The organism is Streptomyces roseolilacinus, from assembly GCF_014649335.1.
In the GTDB taxonomy this organism is placed as follows: Bacteria; Actinomycetota; Actinomycetes; order Streptomycetales; family Streptomycetaceae; genus Streptomyces; species Streptomyces roseolilacinus.
This window is the reverse complement of the sequence record NZ_BMSV01000007.1, coordinates 258533-277574: the sequence shown is the minus strand read 5'-3', so window position 1 is coordinate 277574 and position 19042 is coordinate 258533. Positions and strand designations below refer to the sequence as shown.

Below are 19042 nucleotides of genomic sequence, written 5' to 3'. Positions count from 1 at the left end.
CGGGGGCTAGTCCTCCGGGGACCGCGGCCCCGCCCCGGGGGCGTCGTGCCAGCGGGGGTCGTTCTCCCAGCGGGCGTTCCGCTCGTGCGCGGTCTCCATCGCGTGCCCCGCCGCCTCCGGCGACGGATAGGGGCCGAACCGGTCCTTCGCGGGGCACTCCGGCCCCTCCTCCACCTTCCGGTGCTCCAGGCAGTAGTACCATTCGCCCGGTTTGCCCGCTGTGCGCCTCTTGAACAGGGCCATGTCCCGCTCCTTCCTCTGCCGCCATGGTGCCCCCGCCCGCCCTGGTTAGACTCGCTGCATGTCTGGCCAGTCGCTGCTCGTCCCGGGGGAGCTGTCCCCCCTCCGTTCCGTCCCCGGATCCATCCGGCGTCCCGAGTACGTGGGGAAGCCGGCGCCGAAGCCGTACGACGGCCCCGAGGTCCAGGACTCCGACACGATCGAGCGGATGCGCGTCGCGGGCCGCATCGCCGCGCGGGCGATGGAGGAGGCCGCCCGGCACATCGCGCCCGGCGTCACCACCGACGAGCTGGACCGCGTCGCCCACGAGTACATGTGCGACCACGGGGCCTACCCCTCGACGCTGGGCTACCGGGGCTTCCCCAAGTCGCTGTGCGCGTCGGTCAACGAGGTCATCTGCCACGGCATCCCGGACTCGACCGTCCTGCGGGACGGCGACATCGTCAACCTGGACGTCACGGCGTACATCCACGGCGTCCACGGCGACAACAACGCCACCTACCTGTGCGGCGACGTCGACGAGGAGTCGCGGCTGCTCGTCGAGCGGACCCGCGAGGCGCTCAACCGGGCCGTCAAGGCCGTCAGGCCGGGCCGGCAGGTCAACGTGATCGGGCGCGTCATCGAGTCGTACGCCAAGCGCTTCGGCTACGGCGTCGTGCGGGACTTCACCGGGCACGGGATCAACTCGTCGTTCCACTCCGGCCTGGTCATCCCGCACTACGACTCGCCGCACGCCACGACCGTGATGCAGCCCGGCATGACCTTCACGATCGAGCCGATGCTGACGCTCGGCACCCACGAGTACGACATGTGGGAGGACGGCTGGACCGTCGTGACGAAGGACCGCAAGCGGACCGCTCAGTTCGAGCACACGCTCGTGGTGACGGACACCGGGGCCGAGATCCTCACGTTGCCCTGACGCCACCGCGGGGTACCGTTTTACCGACAGGCCGTCGGAAAGCGAGTGGCTCAGGCAAGCCCGAGCAGGGGGATCGGGTGCGGTGGCGCCCCGGCGCCGCCCGCCCGTCCGCCACGCGCCTTTCCGCCCCATCGGTCCCCGGAGGCCCGCCTTGGACGTCAGCGCCACCACCAGCGCCACCCCCTTCTCGACGCTCATCCGCACCGCCTCCCACGAGGCGCACACGGAGGCCGAGACCTCGACCTTCATGAGCGACCTGCTCGGCGGACGCCTCGGGGTGGACGCCTTCACCCGCTACACCGAGCAGCTGTGGTTCGTGTACCGGGCGCTGGAGGAGACCGCGGGCGGGCTGGCCGACGACCCGGTCGCCGGCCCCTTCATACGGCCCGAGCTGTTCCGCACCCGGGAGCTGGAGCGCGACCTCGCCCACCTGCTGGGCCCCGGCTGGCGGGCGGGCGTCTCGCCGCTGCCGTCGACCGCCGCGTACGCCGCCCGCGTCGAGGAGTGCGCCCGCACCTGGCCGGCGGGGTACGTCGCCCACCACTACACGCGCTACCTCGGCGACCTCTCCGGCGGCCAGGTCATCCGCGACCGGGCGGAGCGCCAGTGGGGCTTCGCGCGCAAGGGCGACGGCGTCCGCTTCTACGTCTTCGACACCATCACCAACCCGGCGGCGTTCAAGCGCGCCTACCGCGAGCTGCTGGACTCGGTGAACGCCGACGACCTGGAGCGGCAGCGGATCGTCGACGAGTGCCGGCGCGCCTTCGCGTTCAACACGGCCGTCTTCCGCGAGCTGGGCGAGGAGTACCCGCTCAGCGCGTGAGCGGTCCGGCGCCGAGGGCGCGGACCCGTCCGCCCAGTTCGATCACGCCGTCGGGGCCCGGGGCCGTCATGATCTGCGAGCCCCGGCCCTGCGTGATGTTCAGCGCCCGGCCCAGCAGCGCCGTCAGCAGCAGCGCCGCCGCGCCCGTCGCCTCGTCCTCGTCCACGCCGTCGCCGCGTCCGGGGAACGCGCGGGCGCGGACCCTGCCCGCGGCCTCCTCCTCCCACGCCCAGGCGTACAGCCACTCCCCCGGCGGCGGCACGTCGAGCGCCTCCACCTCCGCGGCGGAGCCGTACTGGCGCAGGGTGCGCGGCGGCGCCCACTCGGGGCGCGCCTCGATCCAGGTGAACTCCCCGTCGTGGCGCACCCACACCTCGCCGACCGAGAGGTCGAGCACCTCCAGGTCGAGCAGCCAGGCGGCGCCGACGACGGGGTGGCCGGCGAAGGGCAGGCGGACGCCGGGCGTGTAGATGTCGAGGGCGCCGCGTTCGGGGTCGTCGACGAACACCGTCTCGCTGTAGCCGAGTTCCTTCGCGAGTGCCTGCCGGGACGCCTCGTCGGGGCAGGCGCGCCCCTCGCGTACGACGCCGAGCCGGTTGCCGTGCCGCCCGTCGGGGCCGCAGAAGACCGCCAGGACGTCGTATGCAGTGTTCACCGGGGCATTCAAGCACGGCGCCGGGCCGCGGGGCGGCCGACCGCGGGCGGGGACCGGTCGGTACGGTGGGCGGGCCCGCCGCGAGGCACGCAGCCGGCGGGCGGCCCGCCGGACCGATCGAAAGGCTCCCCCGTGCTCGGCTCCCATCTGGCAGGGCTGCGCGGCGGCTTGGAGGCCGCCCTGCTCCTCGGACTGCTCGCCGCGTGGCTCGGTCGCGCCCGGGCCGCCGCCGGCGCGGCGCCCGTCCGGGCGGGCGGCGGGCGGGCGTTGTGGGGCGGGGCGGCCGCGGCGGCGGCCCTGGCCCTGCTCCTCGGGTGGTCGTTCACGTACGGGGCGCGGGAGTTGACGCCGGAGGCGGGCAGGGCGGCCGGGGGCGTCCTGTCGGTGGCGGCGGCCGGGTGCGTCGCCCTGACGGTGCTCGGGCCGCACGGCAGGCGCGGCGGGCTCGTGGGCGCGGCGGGGTTCCTGGTGGTGGCGCGGGAGGGCCTGGCGACGGCGCTGTTCGTGTGGGCGGCCGTGTCGGCGGCGCGCGACGAGGCCGGGTCGGCGGGCCCGCTGGGGATGGTGCTGCTGGGGCTCGCCGTCGCCGCGCTCCTCGGCTGGGCCGCCCACCTCGGCGTGCGGCGGCTGCCTCCGGCCCGGTTCCGCGCCTGGGCGGGCGGTGCGCTGCTCGTCGTCGCGGCGGGGGTGCTGGCGCAGGGCGTGCGCGACCTGCAGGACGCGGGCCCGCTGGGCGGGGTGCTCGCGGGGCGGGCGGCCGACCTGGGCGGGGCGGTGTCGCCGGACCGCTGGCCGGGGGCGCTGCTGGAGGGCGTCCTCAACGTACGGCCCGACCCGTCGGTCCTCCAGGTCGCGGCGTGGGCCCTGTACCTGGTCCCGGCGCTCACGCTCCTCCTGGCCCCGGTAGGGTTCGGTCGGTCAGTGCCGGTCGGGGTCGAGGAGCAGAAGAAAACCGATGCGAGGACTGGTGAGGGAGCGGGGTCGGGCGCGGGTCCGCGGGGGGCGGCGTCCGCTGGCGGCGGTCGCGGTGGTGACGGCGCTGACGCTGGCGGCGAGCGGCTGCATGACGGTCCACGGGGAGCTGGCGGTCGTACCGACGGCGACCCGCGATGAGGCCCGGCAGGCGCTGAAGGACTTCACCGAGGCGTACAACGCCGCCGACAAGGCGTACGACCCGACCCTCGACGCGCACCGGGTGACCGGTTCGCTCGGCGCCATCAACCAGGCCGGGCTGAAGGCGCGGTCGGTGACGGATCCGGACGGCAACCCCCGGCACCGTCCGCTGGAGCTGGACGACGCCAGGCTCGTCATCCCCCGGAAGGCCGGCTGGCCGCGCTGGTTCGTCGCCGACGTCGACTCGAACACGGACACCGACGGGGGTCAGGGCGACAACCGCTGGCTGCTGCTGTTCGTCCGCGAGGGGGCCGACCGGATGTGGGAGGCGGCGCACCTCACGGTCCTCGCCCCCGACCGGGTGCCCGCCTTCCGGACCGACGCGGACGGCTGGGCCGAGCCCGCCCCGGCGGACGGCGCGACGCTGGCGGCGGCGCCCCGCGACCTGAGCCGGGACTACGCCGCGTACCTCAAGTCGGGCGAGCCGAAGGTGTTCGCGGACGGCCCGCACACCTCGCAGCTGCGGGAGCAGCGCGCGAAGATCTCCAACCGCCCGGGCCTCTCGCTCCAGTTCGCCGACCAGGAGCTGGACACGGGGGCGTTCGCGCCGGTGGGCCTGGTCACCGAGGACGGCGGGGCGATGGTGTTCTTCTCGAACCGCATCTACGAGCGGGCCACCACCGCCCACGGCTACCGGCCCCGGGTGACGGCCGAGGAGAAGCCGCTGCTCACCGGCGAGGTGCGCAACACGCTCACCAAGGAGTGGGTGACCAGTCTGACCGCCCTGGTGAAGCCGGGCCCGGCCGACACCGGTCAGGTGACGATCGTGAACCGCGTCCAGGGCGTGACGAGCCTCAAGGGCTCCTGACCCCGGCACGCCGGCGGCCCGGACGTTCCCCGTCCCGGCGGGTCAGCGGGTCAGCGGCCACGCCACCGCGTGGTGGCCGTGCTCGTCGTCGTACTGCTCGGCGTGGCGGGCGCAGGCGTCGGTGAGCGTCTCCAGCAGGGTCAGCGGGTCCGGCAGCGGGTGCTCGGGGCCCCGTACCCACTCCACCGCGTGGTCGCCGGGCAGCCGCGCCGGCGGTACGAGGACGTAGCTGCCCCGGCAGTGCCAGCGCAGGCCCGGGTGCTCGTCCATCGTCTCGGGGTGGCAGTCCAGCTCGCACGGCCACCACTCGTCCTCGTCCTCGGGCGTGCCGCGCGTGGCCGTGAAGAACAGCGCGCGGCCCCCGCCCAGCGCGCCCCCCGCCTCCGCGACCGGGCCCACCTCGACGCCCTCGGCGAGCAGCCGCTCCAACGCGGCGCGACCGGCCTCCAACGGAACGTCCAGGACGTCGTGGACCATGCCGGTCGCGGTGATGAAGTTGGCCTGCGGCTGGCTGTGCGCCCACCGCTCGATCTGCGCCGGATCGGTGGCGCACTGCGTCTGCCAGGCGAAGGAGACGGGATGGCGGGCGGGGGTGGGACAGCCGATGCGGTCGCAGGAGCAGCGGTAGCCGACCGGATACGCGGCGGGGGCGAGCGGCAGTCCCGCGGCGGCCGTGGCCAGGAGCAGTTCCTCCCGGCTCGGGGTGTCGGCGGCGGACTGCCTCGGGCGGCGGCGCAGCCACTGCGCGAGTTTGCTCTCCGTGCCGCGGTAGCGGCCGATGCCGTCGCCCATCTATCCCCTCACACCTGAATACGAGCCCCTGTGGTCCCTGCCATGGTCGCACCATCCCGCGCCGCAGGTAACACGACTGCTCAACCCCGGGAGGGCCGTCGTGACCGGAAGGACCGCCGAGCGAGTCGAGTTGCCGGATTTCGCCCGGGTATGCCCTCCGTTCGCTTCTCGTTCACCGTGAGGAGGTCCACGCGCCGGGCTCAGCGGGGGGCGATGCCGTGGAGGGCGTACTCGACGAGCTCGTCGGCGTAGGCGTGGGTGAGCGGGCGGGTGCGCAGCAGCCAGCGGTGGGTGAGCGGGCCGACGAACAGTTCCAGGGCGATGCGCGGGTCGACGCCGGGGCGCACGTGGCCGGCCTCCTGCGCGGCGGTGAGCCGTTCCACGTACAGCTGGAGCTGGGGTTCGAGGAGCCGCTCGACGAACCGGGCGCCGAGGTCGGGGTCGACGACGCCCTCGGCGGTGAGGGCGCGGGTGGGGACGTCGAAGCGGGGGTCGTTGAGCTCGTCGACGGTGGCGCGCAGCACGAGCTTCAGGTCGGCGGCCAGGTCCCCGGTGTCGGGCAGTCCGCCCGCCCCCTCCTCGCCGGCCTGGCCGGCCAGGTCGAGGAAGGCGTCGAGGAGGACGGCGGCCTTCGACGGCCACCAGCGGTAGATGGTCTGCTTCCCGACGCCGGCCCGGGCGGCGATGCCCTCGATCGTGGTCCGGGCGTAGCCCGCCTCGCCGACCAGGGCGAGGGCGGCGTCGAAGATGGCACGGCGGGAGCGCTCGCTGCGGCGCGTGGCGTCGGGCGTCCGCGGGGACGCCGCCTGGGGTTCGGGCATGGGGGCAATCTACCAGCGAGAACGAACCGATACGTCTCGTCTCGACCCCTTCCGGTGAGGCCCGACGGCCCCCCGTACGGGTCCGGGACGGACCCGCCCCGCACGCAGGGGCGACCCGCCCCCTCCGGACCGCGAGACTCCCCACGACTCCGGCCACGACCTGCGCCCGGGAGGGGGTGGGCGCCCACATGGGCCGCTCGCAGAGCCGAGGGAGCGCGGGTGCCCTGCCGGTGGGGCCACGGCTTCGTGCGGGGTCGGATCGCCGGGGAGGGGGAGGGTGTCCCCCTGTACCGCTCGTGGAGCCGAAGGGGCGCGCGGGTGTCGAGGCGGTGATCGCGCGCAGCGCCCCGAGGAACGAGGGGCCGAGCACGTTCACCGCCTCGACACCCGCTCCCAGCGCCCCGGAGGCGCAACGAGCCCAAAAAAAGGGGGAGGCGGAACGAGCCTTAAAAACCAGCTCCCCACTCGATGTCGCGGGCCTCCTTGTACAGGGCGCCGTGCCGTTTGGTGACCGTGTCGCGCCGCAGGCCCTCCTCCGCGGTGCACAGGTCGAGCAGGACCTGTCCCTTGCGGATCTGCGGCCTGCGCGTCACGCGCGCGGTGGCCGGTTCCGCCGGGAACCGGACCGCCGCGACGTACGCGAACTTCTCGTCCTCGTAGGCGAGGGAGCCGCCCTTCACCTGCCGGTGCAGCGAGGAGCGGCTGACCCGCGCCGAGAAGTGGCACCAGTCGGTGCCCGGCGCGATCGGGCAGGCGGCGCTGTGCGGGCAGGGCGCGGCGATCCGCAGGCCGGCTCCGATCAGCCGGTCGCGGGCGGCGATGATCCGCTCGTACCCGTCGGGGGTGCCGGGTTCGACGATCAGCACGGCCGCGGCGGCGCGGGCTGCCTCGGTGACGAGCGCGTCCCGGTCGGCCGGGGTGAGTTCCTTCAGCACGTACGAGACGGTGACGAGGTCCACCGGGTCGAGCCGCAGTGCCCCGCCGATGCGGGCCCGCCGCCACTCGGCGCCGCGCAGGCCGGGTGCGCCGGAGGCGGCGGCCAGCTCCCGGCCGAGGGCGAGGGCGGGTTCGGCCCAGTCGAGGACGGTGGTGCGGGGTGCCTCGTCGCCCGCCTCCTCCCACGCCTCGGCGACCGCCCAGCTCGCCGCTCCGGTGCCGCCGCCGACGTCGGTGTGGGTGGCGGGCCGCCACGCGGGCGCGGCGTCGCGCAGGGCGGCCAGCGCGGACCGTACCGCCTCGAACGTGGCGGGCATGCGGTACGCGGCGTACGCGGCGACGTCCGCGCGGTCCCGCAGCACGGGCGTGTCGGTGGGGGTGGTGCCGCGGTAGTTGGCGATGAGCCGGTCGACGGCCTGTGCCGCCTTGGTGGGCGGCAGCCCGTCGAGCAGCCCGGCGAGGGCGGCGCGCAGGGCTTCCGGGGTCGGGAGGGTGGCGTTCACCGGCCCATGGTAGGCGGGCCGGCGGGGGTGCCGGTCCGCTGCCAGGGGCGGCACAGTCCGAGGAAGCAGGCGACGGCGGTCAGCGCGCACACGAGCTGGACGACGGCCATGGGCACGGCCGTGTGCTCCCCGGCGATGCCCACGAGCGGCGAGGCGATCGCGCCGACGAGGAACGAGGAGGTGCCCAGCAGCGCGGAGGCGGAGCCGGCGGCGTGCGGGGTGCGCATCAGTGCCTGGGCGTTGGTGTTCGGCATGGCGAGGCCCATCGCCGACATGAGGACGAACAGTCCGGCGGCGACGGGGACGAGGCCCACTTCGCCGAAGACGCCGCTGGTCATCAGGAGCAGCGCGGCCGCGGCGACGGTGATCACGGTGAGGCCGGTGGCGAGGGCCTTGTCGAGGCTGACGCGGCCGACGAGCAGCTTGCCGTTGATCTGGCCGACGGCGACGAGGCCGATCGAGTTGATCCCGAAGAGGAGGCTGAACGTCTGCGGTGACGCTCCGTAGATCTCCTGTACCACGAACGGCGAGGCGCTGATGTAGGCGAAGAGGGCGGCGAAGGCGAAGCCGCCGGAGAGCATGTAGCCGGTGAACACGCGGTCGGCGAGCAGTCCGCGCATGGTGCGCAGGGCGGAGCCGACGCCGCCGTCGTGCCGCCGGGCGGGCGGCAGTGTCTCGTGGAGCCATTTCCACACGACGAGGGTGAGCAGTACGCCGATCACGGTGAGGACGTGGAAGACGCCCCGCCAGTCGGTGATCCGCAGGATCTGCCCGCCGATGAGCGGGGCGATGACGGGGGCGACGCCGGAGATCAGCATGAGGGTGGAGAAGAACCGGGCCATCTCCACGCCGTCGTACAGGTCGCGGACGACGGCGCGGGCGATGACGATGCCCGCCGCGCCCGCGAGGCCCTGGAGCAGCCGGAACGCGATGAGCAGTGCGACGTTCGGCGCGAACGCGCAGGCGGCGGTGGCGAGGACGTACACGACCATGCCGACGAGGAGGGGGCGGCGGCGCCCCCACTTGTCGCTCATCGGCCCGACGACGAGCTGGCCGAGCGCCATGCCGGCGAGGCAGGCGGTGAGGGTGAGCTGGACGGTCGCGGCCGGTGACCGCAGGGACTCGGTGACCTCCGGGAGGGCCGGGAGGTACATGTCCATGGAGAGCGGCGGCAGCGCCGTCAGCCCGCCGAGGACGAGGGTGACGAGGAGGCCGGCCGCGCGGTGCGCGGTCGTGGGCGGCGGGGCGGCCGGGGTCTCGGTGCGGGGGGTCGGTATCGGTCCGTGGGCGGTCTGTCCCTGGGTGCTCGGGCCGGTCTCCGGCATCTCATCTCCTGTCCTGGGTGGCGCCCCCTATGCTCTCAGCTCGATCCGGGTGGTTTAAACATCAATCGAAAGGGGCCGGGCATGGGGCGGAAGGTGCGCTGGGGTGTGCTGGCGACGGGCGGGATCGCCGCGTCGTTCACGCGGGACCTGCTGGAGATGCCGGACGACGCCGAGGTGGTGGCCGTGGCGTCGCGGTCGGCGGCCTCGGCGGAGGCGTTCGCGGAGCGGTTCGGGATCCCGCGCGCGTACGGGACGTGGGCGGAGCTGGCCGCCGACGACGGGGTCGACGTGGTGTACGTGGCGACCCCGCACGCCGCGCACCGGGCGGCGGCCGGGCTGTGCCTGGAGGCGGGCCGGGCCGTGCTGTGCGAGAAGCCGTTCACGCTGAACGCGCGGGAGGCCGGGGAGCTGGTGGACCTGGCCCGGGAGCGCGGGACGTTCCTGATGGAGGCCATGTGGATGTACTGCAACCCGGTCGTGCGGCGGCTGGTGGAGGTGGTGCGGGACGGGGCGATAGGCGAGGTCCGCACGATCCACGCGGACTTCGGCCTGGTCGCCTCCGACGACCCGGGGCACCGGCTGCGGGACCCGGCCGCGGGCGGCGGGGCGCTGCTGGACCTCGGCGTGTACCCGGTGGCGTTCGCGCAGCTGCTGCTCGGCGAGCCGGACCGGGTGCGGGCCGACGCGCTGCTGTCGCCGGAGGGCGTCGACCTGAACACGGGCGTGCTGCTCGGCTGGGACTCCGGGGCTCAGGCGCTGCTGTCCTGCTCGGTCGTGGCGGACACCCCGCTGACCGCGACGGTGACGGGGACGGCGGGCCGCATCGAGCTGCCGCGCGGCTTCTTCTTCCCGGAGGGGTTCACGCTGTACCGGGAGGGCCGGGACCCGGAGGAGTTCCGGGTGGAGGGCCGCCGGGACAGCTACCAGTACGAGGCGGCGGAGGTGATGCGCTGCCTGCGGGCCGGTGAGAAGGAGTCGCCGCTGGTGCCGCTCGACGGCACGCTCGCCGTGATGCGGACGCTCGACGCGGTCCGGGACCGCATCGGCGTCCGCTACCCCGGCGAGTAGCCGCGCCTACACCGGGCGCAGCCCGGGCGCGCCCGCCTCGGTGACGAAGGAGGCGGCCGTGCCGACGGGCGCGCCGGGGGTGGTGACCGCGGCCACCGTCCGGTAGTCGGCGCGGGCCTGCCGCTCGTCGAAGGTGACGCGGAGGTAGCCGCGCCGCCCGTTGTAGTACTTCAGGTGCGGGTTGGCGGCGGTCAGGTCGCCCCAGTTGGCGGGCCGGTCGGCGCCGTCCTTGCCGCTGCTGACGGAGGTGGCGACGAGTTCGGTGCCGACGGTCCGCGAGGCGGGGTCGTCGAAGTCGGCCTTCAGGTCGAGGGCGTAGCCGACGTGGACGTCGCCGGTGAGGACCACCAGGTTGTCGACGCCGGCCGCCTGCGCCCCGTCGAGGAAGCGGCGGCGGGCGGCGGGGTAGCCGTCCCAGGCGTCCATGGAGAGCTTGAAGTCCGGGCCGGGGACGTTGCGCCGCCGGGCGAGGACGACCTGCTGCGGGACGACGTTCCACAGCGCGTCCGACGCCCGCCAGCCGTCGAGCAGCCAGCGTTCCTGCTCGGCGCCGAGCATGGTGCGCGACGGGTCCTCCGACTCCGGGCCGGGGACGCGCCAGCCGTCGCCGTACGCCTGGTCGGAGCGGTACTGGCGGGTGTCGAGCACGTCGAACTGGGCGAGCCGCCCGAAGCGCAGCCGGCGGTGGACCCGCATGTGGGGGCCGGTGGGCCGCTGGGCGGGGCGCAGCGGCTGGTTCTCCCAGTACGCGCGGTACGCGGCGGCGCGGCGCAGCAGGAACTCCTCGGGCGGCACGTCGTTCTCCGGGGTGCCGCCGGCGTAGTTGTTCTCCGTCTCGTGGTCGTCCCAGGTGACGACGAACGGGTGCGCGGCGTGGGCGGCCCGCAGGTCCGGGTCGGTCTTGTAGAGGGCGTACCGGAGCCGGTAGTCCTCCAGGGTGACCGTCTCCCGGTTGAAGTGGGCGGGCAGGCGGCGGTCGGTGTAGGCGCGGGCGCCGCCGGTGGCGTTGACGGCGTACTCGTACAGGTAGTCGCCGAGGTGGACGACGGCGGCCAGGTCCGGCTCGTCGGCGAGGTGGCGGTAGGCGGTGAAGTACCCGTCGTGGTACGCCTGGCAGGACACGGCGGCGATGCGCAGCGCGGCCGGGCGGGCGCCCGGGTGCGGGGCGGTGCGGGTGCGGCCGGCGGGGCTGGTCCAGGTGCCGGCGCGGAAGCGGTAGTGGTAGACGCGGCCCGGTTCGAGGTGGGGCACCTCGACGCGGACGGTGTGGTCGAACTCGGGGTGGGCGGTGGCGCGTCCGCGCCGGACGACGCGGGTGAACCGCTCGTCGTGGGCGAGTTCCCACCGGACGGTGACGCGCGCCGCGGGCAGGCCGCCGCCGGGCTCGTAGGGGCGGGGCGCGAGGCGGGTCCACAGCAGGACGGACGTGGGGTGCGGGTCGCCGGAGGCCACGCCGAGCGTGAACGGGTCCTCGGGGATCCGGCGTCCGTCGAGTTCGGCGGCCTGGGCGGCGCCCGCGGCCGGGATGCCGACGGCGAAGGCGAGCGCGGCGGCGGCGCCCGTGCCGGCGAGGAAGCCCCGTCTGCCGAAGTGACGGGCCGCTGCGCGGAGTTCGGTGATGTCGGACGTCATGGACCGAGTACACCGGCGGGGATTGGCCGGAGCACGACATCCACATGGCGGTCACGTGAGGTCCGGGTGCCGGACCGTCCCGTACGCTGCGCGCCCATGGACGCTGTGCGGAGGATCGCGGTGGTGACCGGGGCCGGCTCGGGCATCGGCCGGAGCGTGGCGGTGGCGCTGGCGGAGGCGGGCTGGTCGCTCGCCCTGGCCGGCCGGCGCCCGGAGGCGCTGGCGGGGACGGCGGAGCTGGCGGGCGGCGGCGCCCTGTGCGTACCGACGGACGTCACGTCCCCGGCCGAGGTGGCGGCGCTGTTCGCGGCGGTCCGCGACCGGTTCGGCCGGGTCGACCTGCTGTTCAACAACGCGGGCTCGTTCGCCGGGGGCGGGACGCCCGTCGAGGACCTGGACCCCGCGACCTGGCGGCAGGTGGTGGACGTGAACCTGACGGGGACGTTCCTGTGCGCGCAGGCGGCGTACCGGCAGATGCGCGGGCAGTCGCCGCGCGGCGGGCGGATCATCAACAACGGCTCCGTCTCGGCGCACGTGCCGCGCCCGCACTCGGTGGCGTACACCGCGACCAAGCACGCGGTCACCGGCCTGACGAAGGCGCTGGCGCTGGACGGGCGCCCGTACGGTATCGCCTGCGGCCAGATCGACGTCGGCAACGCGGCGACGGAGATGACGCGGCGCATGGAGGAGGGCATCCTCCAGGCGAACGGCACGCTCGCCCCGGAGCCGGTGATGGACGTGGCGGACGTGGCGCGGACGGTGGTCCACATGGCGTCGCTGCCGCCGGAGGCGAACATCCCGTTCGTGACGGTGACCGCGACCGCGATGCCCTACCTGGGCCGGGGCTGACGCTCCGCCGGGCGGGGGCGCCCGCCGGGAACAAGGGGCCGGGGCACGGGGGTTGCGAAGACCATGAAGAGCAGCGAGGAGACCCCCGAGGTCCTGCACTACACCGCGTTCTCCGCCGACCCCTCGGGCGGCAACCCGGCCGGGGTCGTCCTGGACGCCTCCGGCCTGGACGACGCGGGCATGCTGGCGGTCGCCGCCCGGCTCGGCTACAGCGAGAGCGTCTTCCTGACGCCGCCGCCCGAGGGCTTGGGCGAGCCGGGGCGGGCGTTCACCGTGCGGTACTTCAGCCCGGTCGCGGAGGTGCCGTTCTGCGGGCACGCCACGGTCGCGGCGGCCGTCGCGCTGGGCGAGCGGACGGGGCCCGGCGACCTGGTGTTCGCGACGCGGGCCGGTGAGGTGCCGGTGTCGGTGGCCGAGCGGGACGGGACGCTGCGCGCGACGCTGACCAGCGTCGTCCCGTACGTCGAGGACGCCGCCGCCGGCGACGTGACGGAGGCGCTGGCCGCGCTGGACTGGCCGGCCGCCGACCTGGACCCGGCCCTGCCGCCGCGGATCGCCTTCGCGGGTGCCCGGCACCTGGTCCTGGCGGCGGCCTCGCGGGAGCGGCTGGCGGACCTGGACTACGACTTCGAGCGGCTGAGGTCGCTGATGCTGCGCCTGGACCTGACGACCGTTCAGCTGGTGTGGCGGGAGTCGGCGGCGGTCTTCCACGTCCGGGACCCGTTCCCGGTGGGCGGCGTGGTCGAGGACCCGGCGACGGGCGCCGCGGCGGCCGCCTTCGGCGCGTACGCCCGCGCCCTGGGCCTGGTCCCGGAGGCGTCCCTGCTCACCCTGCACCAGGGCGAGGACCTGGGCCGCCCGGCGGAGCTGACGGTCGAGCTGCGCGCCGGCGACCCGCGCGTCCGCGTGACGGGCGCGGGGGCCCGCATGTGACCCCGCCCGGCCGGGGCTCCTCCGCACGGCGCCCGCGCCCGTACGCCGGGAGCGCCACCCGGGCGTCCGCATACGGCCGGTGCGGCCCGGGGAGCCTTCCCGCCATGGACGACACATGGAAGACGGTCGAGGCTCTCCACGCCTGGCTCGACGGCCACGCCCCCGACTCCCCGGAGCAGACCACCCTCCTTCGGGTCCTGAAGCTCTCGGAGGAAGTGGGCGAGGTCGCCGAGGCAGTGATCGGGGCGTACGGCCGCAACCCCCGCAAGGGCGAGAGCCACACGTGGGACGACGTCCGGGCGGAGCTCTGCGACGTCGTCATCACCGCGATGATCGCCCTGCGCACCCTCACCCCGGACGCGTCCCGCGTCTTCGCCGACCACCTGGCCCGCGTCCACGCCCGGTCCCGGTGAGGCCGGGCGCCGGCGGCTCGGCCGGCCCGTCCCGGTCGCCCCGCCGCTCGACGTCCGCGCCCGCCGTGGACCGTCGGCGCGGCCCCCGGGTGCGGTCCCGGCGTGCCGGGGCCCTCACGGGTCCGAGGTCTCGAAGGCACGGGCGACGGCGAGGAGCAGCGCCTCCTCGCCGTGCCGGGCCACCACCTGGAGGCCCAGGGGGCAGCCGTCGGTGCCGAAACCGGCGGGGAGGCTGATCGCGGGGTGCCCGCTCACATTGAACGCCCAGGTCAGCGCGGTCGAATACCGCTCACCCGGCCCGTCGTGGCCGTGCGGTGCGTGAGGTGTGGTCGGCGTCAGCAGCAGGTCGGCGCGTCGGAAGAGGTCGTCCAGGCGCCGGTCGTTGGCGGATCGGAGGCGGGCGGCCGCGGCACGCCCGCCGGCCGTCGCGTCCGGGGCGCGCAGGGTGAGCCACGCGGGCGCGGGGTCCTCCAGCCGCAGCGGGAACGACCGCAGCAGCCGTGCGCCGCACGCCGCCACGAGCCGCCGGGCGGCGTCGTGGGCGAGGGCGAGCGGCTCGGGGTCGACGTCGGCGAAGCCGAGGTCCGGGGACCAGACCGCGGTGAGCGCGTCCGGGAGCGCGCCCCCGGCGGCTTCCCCGGCGACCGCCCGCCAGTACGCCTCCGCGTCCGCCGCCGACCGGACGAGGACACCGTCCGCCGCCAGGCCCGTGCGGTCCCGCGAGGGCAGGCGGCCGTTCGTGGTCTTCAGCCCGAGGACGCCGCACCAGGCCGCCGGTATCCGCACCGACCCGGCGCCGTCGCTGCCCGTCGCCAGCGGTACCAGCCCCGCCGCCACGGCCGCCGCGGAACCCGCCGACGAGCCACCCGGCGTACGGTCGGCCCGCCACGGGTTGACGGTGCGCCCGTGGCGCCCGAGCCCCCAGGTCTGCCAGGCGGTCCCGCGCCCGGGTACGGCGGTGGCCCCCACGGGCACGCACCCGGCCGCGACCAGCCGGTCCGCCGCGCGCAGCCCGTGCCGCCCCTTGACCCCGATCGGCACCCCGGCGAGCGGCGGCGCCTCACCGCCCGCGACCCGCGCGTCCACCTCGCCCGCCCACCGTCGTGCGTCCTCCTCCCACACGTCGGCGAACGCGCACAGAGCCCGGTCACCCCGCTCGATCCGCCGCAGCGCCGCCGAGACCACCTCGACCGCCGTCACGTCGCGCGCGAGCACAGCGGCGGCGATCCGCCCCGCCTGCCGCATTCCCTCGTCCCCCGGATCCGCCATCCCGCCCCCGTTCCCACCGCCTACGCCATGGTGGCCCCGCCGGAGGAGAACCGCGCGGGCGCCCGGCCGCCCGCGCGGCCAGGAGGTGCGGGACGGCGACGGCGACCGCGGCCGGGGCGGACCCGGAGCCCGGGAGGCGCCCGTCGGCCGGTCGGAGAAGGGGGACAGCGACCGCCGGACCCCCTCCCCGCCGGCGGTTCTCCCCGGATCCTCCCCAGCGGGAGATCCGGATCACGGGAAAGGCGCCCGAGTCGCAGGTCAGGGACTTGCGGGGCAGACGAGTCGGGCTGTACGCCGGGTTCTGTACCCCGGGACCTCGCGGTCGTCGGGGTGACGGCCATCCATCTAGGGCCGGCGTTGCCGCCGGCCTCGTGCGGTCTACCCGCGGACTCGGGCGGGCAGCCCTCGAACGTCCGCGCAGGGACACCGGGGTGTCCCCTCTTGACCTTGCTCCGGGTGGGGTTTACCGAGCCGCCTGGGTCACCCCAGGCGCTGGTGGTCTCTTACACCACCGTTTCACCCTTACCGAGGGCCGAGGCCCCCGGCGGTCTGCTTTCTGTGGCACTGTCCCGCGGGTCACCCCGGGTGGGCGTTACCCACCACCCTGCCCTGTGGAGCCCGGACGTTCCTCGGGAGGACCTCTCGGTCCCCACGCGGCCGCCCGCCCGGCTCGTCTGCCGTGCCGACCATGGTACCCGCCCCGGTGGACCGCTTGACCTTGCCGCGACGTCAATGTTTCTACTGGCCGCATGAGGATCGGAGAGATCGCCCGGCTCGTCGGCGTCACCACGCGGGCCGTACGGCACTACCACCGGATCGGGCTGCTGCCCGAGCCGCCGCGGCGCGGCAACGGGTACCGCGAGTACGCCCTGCGCGACGCCGTCCTGCTGGCGCGGGTGCGGCGGCTGACCGAGCTGGGCCTGTCCCTGGACGAGGTGCGTGACGTCCTCGCCGACGACGCCGGGAAGGAGCTGGTCGAGGTGCTGGAGGAGCTGGACGCCGACCTGGCGCGGCAGGAGGCCGAGGTGCGGGTGCGGCGGGAGCGGCTGGCGGTGTTGCTGGGGCAGGCCCGGGAGGGGCGGCTGCCGGCCGAGGGGCCCGTCTCGCCGGAGCTGGCCGCGCTGTTCGCGGACATGGCCCGGGTCGGCGCCGAGCGCGGCGGGCCCGAGCCGCGGATGGCGGCGCTCGACCGGGAGCTGCTGACCCTGATGGACTCCTCGTTCACCGGCGGGGAGGGCAGGCGGCTGGTCACCGCCATGCGGGAGGCGGTCGCCGCGCCGGAGGCGATGGAGCGGGCCTACGACCTGTACGCGCGGCTCGACGAGCTGGCCGGCGCCGACGCCGGGGACCCGCGGGTCGGGCCCGCCGTGTCGCTGCTCGTCGGGCTGCTGCCGGACGAGGTGGTGGAGCGGATGGGGCACGTCGACCCGGACGCCTGGGGCGGGGGGTTCGAGGGGGCGTTCCTCGCGGAGTTCTCCCCCGCCCAGACCGAGGTGATCCGGCGGGCGCTGCGGACGGCCGCCGAGCGGGCCGGGAGTGCCGGACGGGCCGGGGACGCCGGGCGGGCCGGGAAGGCCGAGCGGGCGGAGGACGGGCGGTGAGGCGGCTGCTGCGGGGGGCCGGGTACGCCGTCCTGCCCGCCGAGGCGGTGCTCGCCGGGTGCCTGGTCGCCGGGGTGGCGGTGCCCGCGCCGGTGTTGCACGCGCTGGAGCTGTTCGCCGTGGTCACCGTGGGACTGGGGGGCGCCGGGTACCGGCGGGCCCGCCGCCGGGGGCTCCCGCCGCGCGAGGCGCTGTACGAGGTGGTGCCGGAGCCCGTCGTACGGATCGTCGGGCACGAGCTGGGCCTGATGGTGAGCCTGGTGCGGTGGGTGGGGCGGCGGCGGCACGGGGCGGGCGGGGGCACCGAGGCGTTCGGGCACGCCCGGGACCAGGCCGCGCTCATGTACGGCTTCGCGTTCGTGTGCGCCGTCGAGAGCGTGGGGATGTCCTGGCTGCTGTGGGACGTGCCCGTGGTGCACGAGGTGTTCCTGGTGCTCGACGTGTACACCGTGCTGTTCGTCCTGGGCCTCCACGCCGCCTCCGTCACCCGGCCCCACCTGCTGGACGGGCGGGTGCTGCGGCTGCGGCAGGGGTGCCACGTGGACCTCGCGGTACCGCTCGACGCCGTCGCCGCCGTCCGGCACGAGCCGCTGTTCACGCACGGGAAGGCCGAGGGGGAGCTGGACCTGAAGGTCGGCGGGCAGACGTCGCTCACCGTGGAGCTGGCCGCGCCGGTCGAGGTCGTGGGGCTGCTCGGCGGGCGGCGGGAGGTGCGCGTCGTACGGTTCCACGCCGACGACCCGCGGGCGCTGCTGGCCGCGCTCAGGCAGGCACGAACAGCGCCTTCTCCCGCCCCGGGAACGCCTGCGTGAGCCGTACCTCCAGCCGCTCGCCCAGGGGCAGCGGCGCCCCGGCGCCCTCCAGGCGGGCCACCACCGCCGGGGACTCCAGGTGGACGGTGCCGGTCGCCGGGTCGTCGTCGCGCACGTCCACGACCGTCCCGGTGAACACCTCGCCCACCCGGTCCATGAGGAGCGCCGACTCGACGATGTCGACGCACTCCCGCTCGACCCGGTTGGCGCGCCGCCCGCCCTCCGCCATCTCCTGCGGCAGCGCCGCCAGCGCGGCCCGCACCCACTCGGGCGGCTCCCGGCCCTCGACGGCGGCGACGCACAGCTCGCCCGCGTACCGGTCGACGAGGCGGCGCAGCGGGGCGGTGCAGTGGGTGTACTCGTCGGCGACGGCGGCGTGCAGCGCGGGCACCGGCACGTTGCCGTCCGTGAACACCGTGTACCCGGAGCCCCGCAGCAGCGCCGTGCAGTCCTGGAGGAACGCCGCGTGCCGGGGCAGGCTCGGGTCGAGGGTGCGGACGAGCGCGGCGTACGAGACGTGGTGCGGCCAGTCGACGCCGAGGGCCTGCGCGGAGCGCCGCAGCCGGGCCACGGCGCCGTCCGGGGCGGCGGGGAGGGTGCGCAGGACGCCGGTGCCGGCGGCGGTCATCAGGTCGGCGGCGGCCATGCCGGTGAGCAGCGAGATCTGCGCGTTCCACCCGTCGGCGGGGAGCGGGGCGCGGTAGACCGTGCGGTACGAGCCGTCCGCCTCGACGATCTCCTGCTCGGGCACGCGCAGGGAGACGCCGCCCCGCTCGACCTCCAGCTCCTCGCGCAGGCGGCCGATGTCGCGCAGCAGGGCGAGGGGCTCCTCGGCGGTGCCCGCGTCGATGTACTGCTGGACGGTCGCGTAGTCGAGGCGGACGCGGCTGCGGACCAGGGCGCGGCGGACCTCGGCGGCGACGCGGCGCCCGTACGCGTCGAGGTCGATGCGCCACAGCAGCGCGGGGGCGGTCTGGCCGGGCAGCAGGCTGGCGGCGCCCTCCGACAGGACGGGCGGGTGGAGCGGGACGCGGCCGTCGGGGAGGTACAGGGTGAGGACGCGGCGGTGCGCCTCCGCGTCGAGCGCCCCGGCGGGGGCGACGAACGCGGCCACGTCGGCGACGGCGTAGTGGACGCGGTAGCCGCCGTCCGCGCGGCGCGCCAGGTGCATGGCCTGGTCCAGGTCGACCGAGCCGGGCGGGTCGATCGTGAACAGCGGCAGGTCGGTGGCGTCCAGGCCGGGCGGGCGGGGGGACTTCGCGGCGGCCTCCGCCTCGGCCAGTACGTCGGGCGGGAAGCCGCGGGGGAGGCCGAGTTCGGTCCGCAGCGCGCGCAGGGCCTTCCGCAGGGGGGTCTCGGCGGCGCCGGTCACGTGGAGCTGGCGGCGGGGCATACGCCGAGCGTAGGACGCGGGGCGCGGTACGGCACTTTGTACGCTGGCGGGGGGCCGCGCCCCGCCGCCGTTTCCGT

General features: G+C 75.7%; 19 protein-coding genes and 1 other RNA gene. 10 read left to right on the top strand and 10 right to left on the bottom strand.

The window, feature by feature from the left end; genetic code table 11:
* Positions 1–6 precede the first annotated feature (6 nt).
* Complete coding sequence (locus IE106_RS19020) at positions 7–243, bottom strand: hypothetical protein (protein WP_189535592.1); 237 nt, start codon at positions 241–243, stop codon at positions 7–9.
* A 58-nt stretch (positions 244–301) separates the two neighbouring features.
* Between IE106_RS19020 and map the strand changes: the two genes are divergently transcribed.
* Entirely contained in the window at positions 302–1159 is an 858-nt protein-coding gene (map, locus tag IE106_RS19015) for a type I methionyl aminopeptidase (RefSeq protein WP_189535590.1), read from the top strand.
* 151 nt (positions 1160–1310) lie between these two features.
* Positions 1311–1982, top strand: a complete 672-nt coding sequence (locus IE106_RS19010; protein WP_189535587.1) for a biliverdin-producing heme oxygenase — start codon at positions 1311–1313, stop codon at positions 1980–1982.
* Here the strand turns inward: IE106_RS19010 and IE106_RS19005 are convergent.
* On the bottom strand, positions 1972–2637 hold the full coding sequence (locus IE106_RS19005; RefSeq protein ID WP_229840588.1) for a PhzF family phenazine biosynthesis protein: 666 nt from the start codon (positions 2635–2637) through the stop codon (positions 1972–1974). The genes IE106_RS19010 and IE106_RS19005 overlap by 11 nt on opposite strands.
* Before the next feature lie 132 nt (positions 2638–2769).
* Between IE106_RS19005 and IE106_RS19000 the strand changes: the two genes are divergently transcribed.
* A complete protein-coding gene (locus IE106_RS19000) occupies positions 2770–3750 on the top strand; it encodes an FTR1 family protein (protein ID WP_189535583.1) in 981 nt (326 codons plus the stop codon).
* Positions 3701–4618 carry an SCO2278 family lipoprotein gene (locus IE106_RS18995; RefSeq protein WP_229840587.1) on the top strand — a complete coding sequence of 306 codons (918 nt, stop codon included), beginning with the start codon at positions 3701–3703 and terminating at the stop codon, positions 4616–4618. Before IE106_RS19000 ends, IE106_RS18995 begins: the two co-directional genes overlap by 50 nt.
* A 42-nt stretch (positions 4619–4660) precedes the next feature.
* Here IE106_RS18995 and IE106_RS18990 read toward each other — a convergent pair whose 3' ends face one another.
* The 4 genes from IE106_RS18990 to IE106_RS18975 all read right to left on the bottom strand — a co-directional run bounded on the left by IE106_RS18990 (position 4661) and on the right by IE106_RS18975 (position 8995).
* Positions 4661–5410, bottom strand: coding sequence for a bifunctional DNA primase/polymerase (locus tag IE106_RS18990; protein WP_189535578.1), 750 nt, complete (start codon positions 5408–5410; stop codon positions 4661–4663).
* A 200-nt stretch (positions 5411–5610) separates the two neighbouring features.
* Positions 5611–6231 carry a TetR/AcrR family transcriptional regulator gene (locus IE106_RS18985; protein ID WP_189535576.1) on the bottom strand — a complete coding sequence of 207 codons (621 nt, stop codon included), beginning with the start codon at positions 6229–6231 and terminating at the stop codon, positions 5611–5613.
* A 446-nt stretch (positions 6232–6677) separates the two neighbouring features.
* The gene (locus tag IE106_RS18980; protein ID WP_189535575.1) at positions 6678–7670 is read right to left on the bottom strand and encodes a small ribosomal subunit Rsm22 family protein; all 993 of its coding nucleotides are present in this window, start codon (positions 7668–7670) and stop codon (positions 6678–6680) included.
* Positions 7667–8995 (bottom strand): Bcr/CflA family multidrug efflux MFS transporter, encoded by a 1329-nt coding sequence (locus IE106_RS18975; RefSeq protein ID WP_189535573.1) that lies wholly within the window; start codon positions 8993–8995, stop codon positions 7667–7669. The genes IE106_RS18980 and IE106_RS18975 overlap by 4 nt, the downstream gene beginning before the upstream one ends.
* Before the next feature lie 81 nt (positions 8996–9076).
* On the opposite strand from IE106_RS18975, the gene IE106_RS18970 reads away from it, so the two are divergent.
* Positions 9077–10063 (top strand): Gfo/Idh/MocA family protein, encoded by a 987-nt coding sequence (locus tag IE106_RS18970; protein WP_189535571.1) that lies wholly within the window; start codon positions 9077–9079, stop codon positions 10061–10063.
* Positions 10064–10069: 6 nt separating this feature from the next.
* Here IE106_RS18970 and IE106_RS18965 read toward each other — a convergent pair whose 3' ends face one another.
* Positions 10070–11695 (bottom strand): alkaline phosphatase D family protein, encoded by a 1626-nt coding sequence (locus IE106_RS18965; RefSeq protein ID WP_189535569.1) that lies wholly within the window; start codon positions 11693–11695, stop codon positions 10070–10072.
* A 96-nt stretch (positions 11696–11791) separates the two neighbouring features.
* Here IE106_RS18965 and IE106_RS18960 point away from each other — a divergent pair, with 96 nt between their 5' ends.
* The 3 genes from IE106_RS18960 (at position 11792) to IE106_RS18950 (ending at position 13890) form a co-directional block, all read left to right on the top strand.
* Complete coding sequence (locus tag IE106_RS18960) at positions 11792–12544, top strand: SDR family oxidoreductase (protein WP_189535568.1); 753 nt, start codon at positions 11792–11794, stop codon at positions 12542–12544.
* A 63-nt stretch (positions 12545–12607) separates the two neighbouring features.
* On the top strand, positions 12608–13477 hold the full coding sequence (locus IE106_RS18955) for a PhzF family phenazine biosynthesis protein (protein WP_189535566.1): 870 nt from the start codon (positions 12608–12610) through the stop codon (positions 13475–13477).
* A 104-nt stretch (positions 13478–13581) separates the two neighbouring features.
* A complete protein-coding gene (locus IE106_RS18950) occupies positions 13582–13890 on the top strand; it encodes a MazG-like family protein (protein ID WP_189535563.1) in 309 nt (102 codons plus the stop codon).
* Between the two features lie 114 nt (positions 13891–14004).
* Here IE106_RS18950 and IE106_RS18945 read toward each other — a convergent pair whose 3' ends face one another.
* Both IE106_RS18945 and rnpB read right to left on the bottom strand, forming a co-directional pair.
* On the bottom strand, positions 14005–15159 hold the full coding sequence (locus IE106_RS18945) for an amidase (protein WP_229840586.1): 1155 nt from the start codon (positions 15157–15159) through the stop codon (positions 14005–14007).
* A gap of 274 nt (positions 15160–15433) precedes the next feature.
* An RNA gene (gene rnpB / locus IE106_RS18940) (RNase P RNA component class A) lies at positions 15434–15832 on the bottom strand.
* A gap of 76 nt (positions 15833–15908) precedes the next feature.
* Between rnpB and IE106_RS18935 the strand changes: the two genes are divergently transcribed.
* Both IE106_RS18935 and IE106_RS18930 read left to right on the top strand, forming a co-directional pair.
* On the top strand, positions 15909–16760 hold the full coding sequence (locus IE106_RS18935) for a MerR family transcriptional regulator (protein ID WP_189535561.1): 852 nt from the start codon (positions 15909–15911) through the stop codon (positions 16758–16760).
* The gene (locus IE106_RS18930) at positions 16757–17572 is read left to right on the top strand and encodes a hypothetical protein (RefSeq protein WP_189535560.1); all 816 of its coding nucleotides are present in this window, start codon (positions 16757–16759) and stop codon (positions 17570–17572) included. Before IE106_RS18935 ends, IE106_RS18930 begins: the two co-directional genes overlap by 4 nt.
* Here the strand turns inward: IE106_RS18930 and IE106_RS18925 are convergent.
* The gene (locus IE106_RS18925; RefSeq protein ID WP_189535558.1) at positions 17523–18965 is read right to left on the bottom strand and encodes an RNB domain-containing ribonuclease; all 1443 of its coding nucleotides are present in this window, start codon (positions 18963–18965) and stop codon (positions 17523–17525) included. The genes IE106_RS18930 and IE106_RS18925 overlap by 50 nt on opposite strands.
* Between the last annotated feature and the right edge of the window lie 77 nt (positions 18966–19042).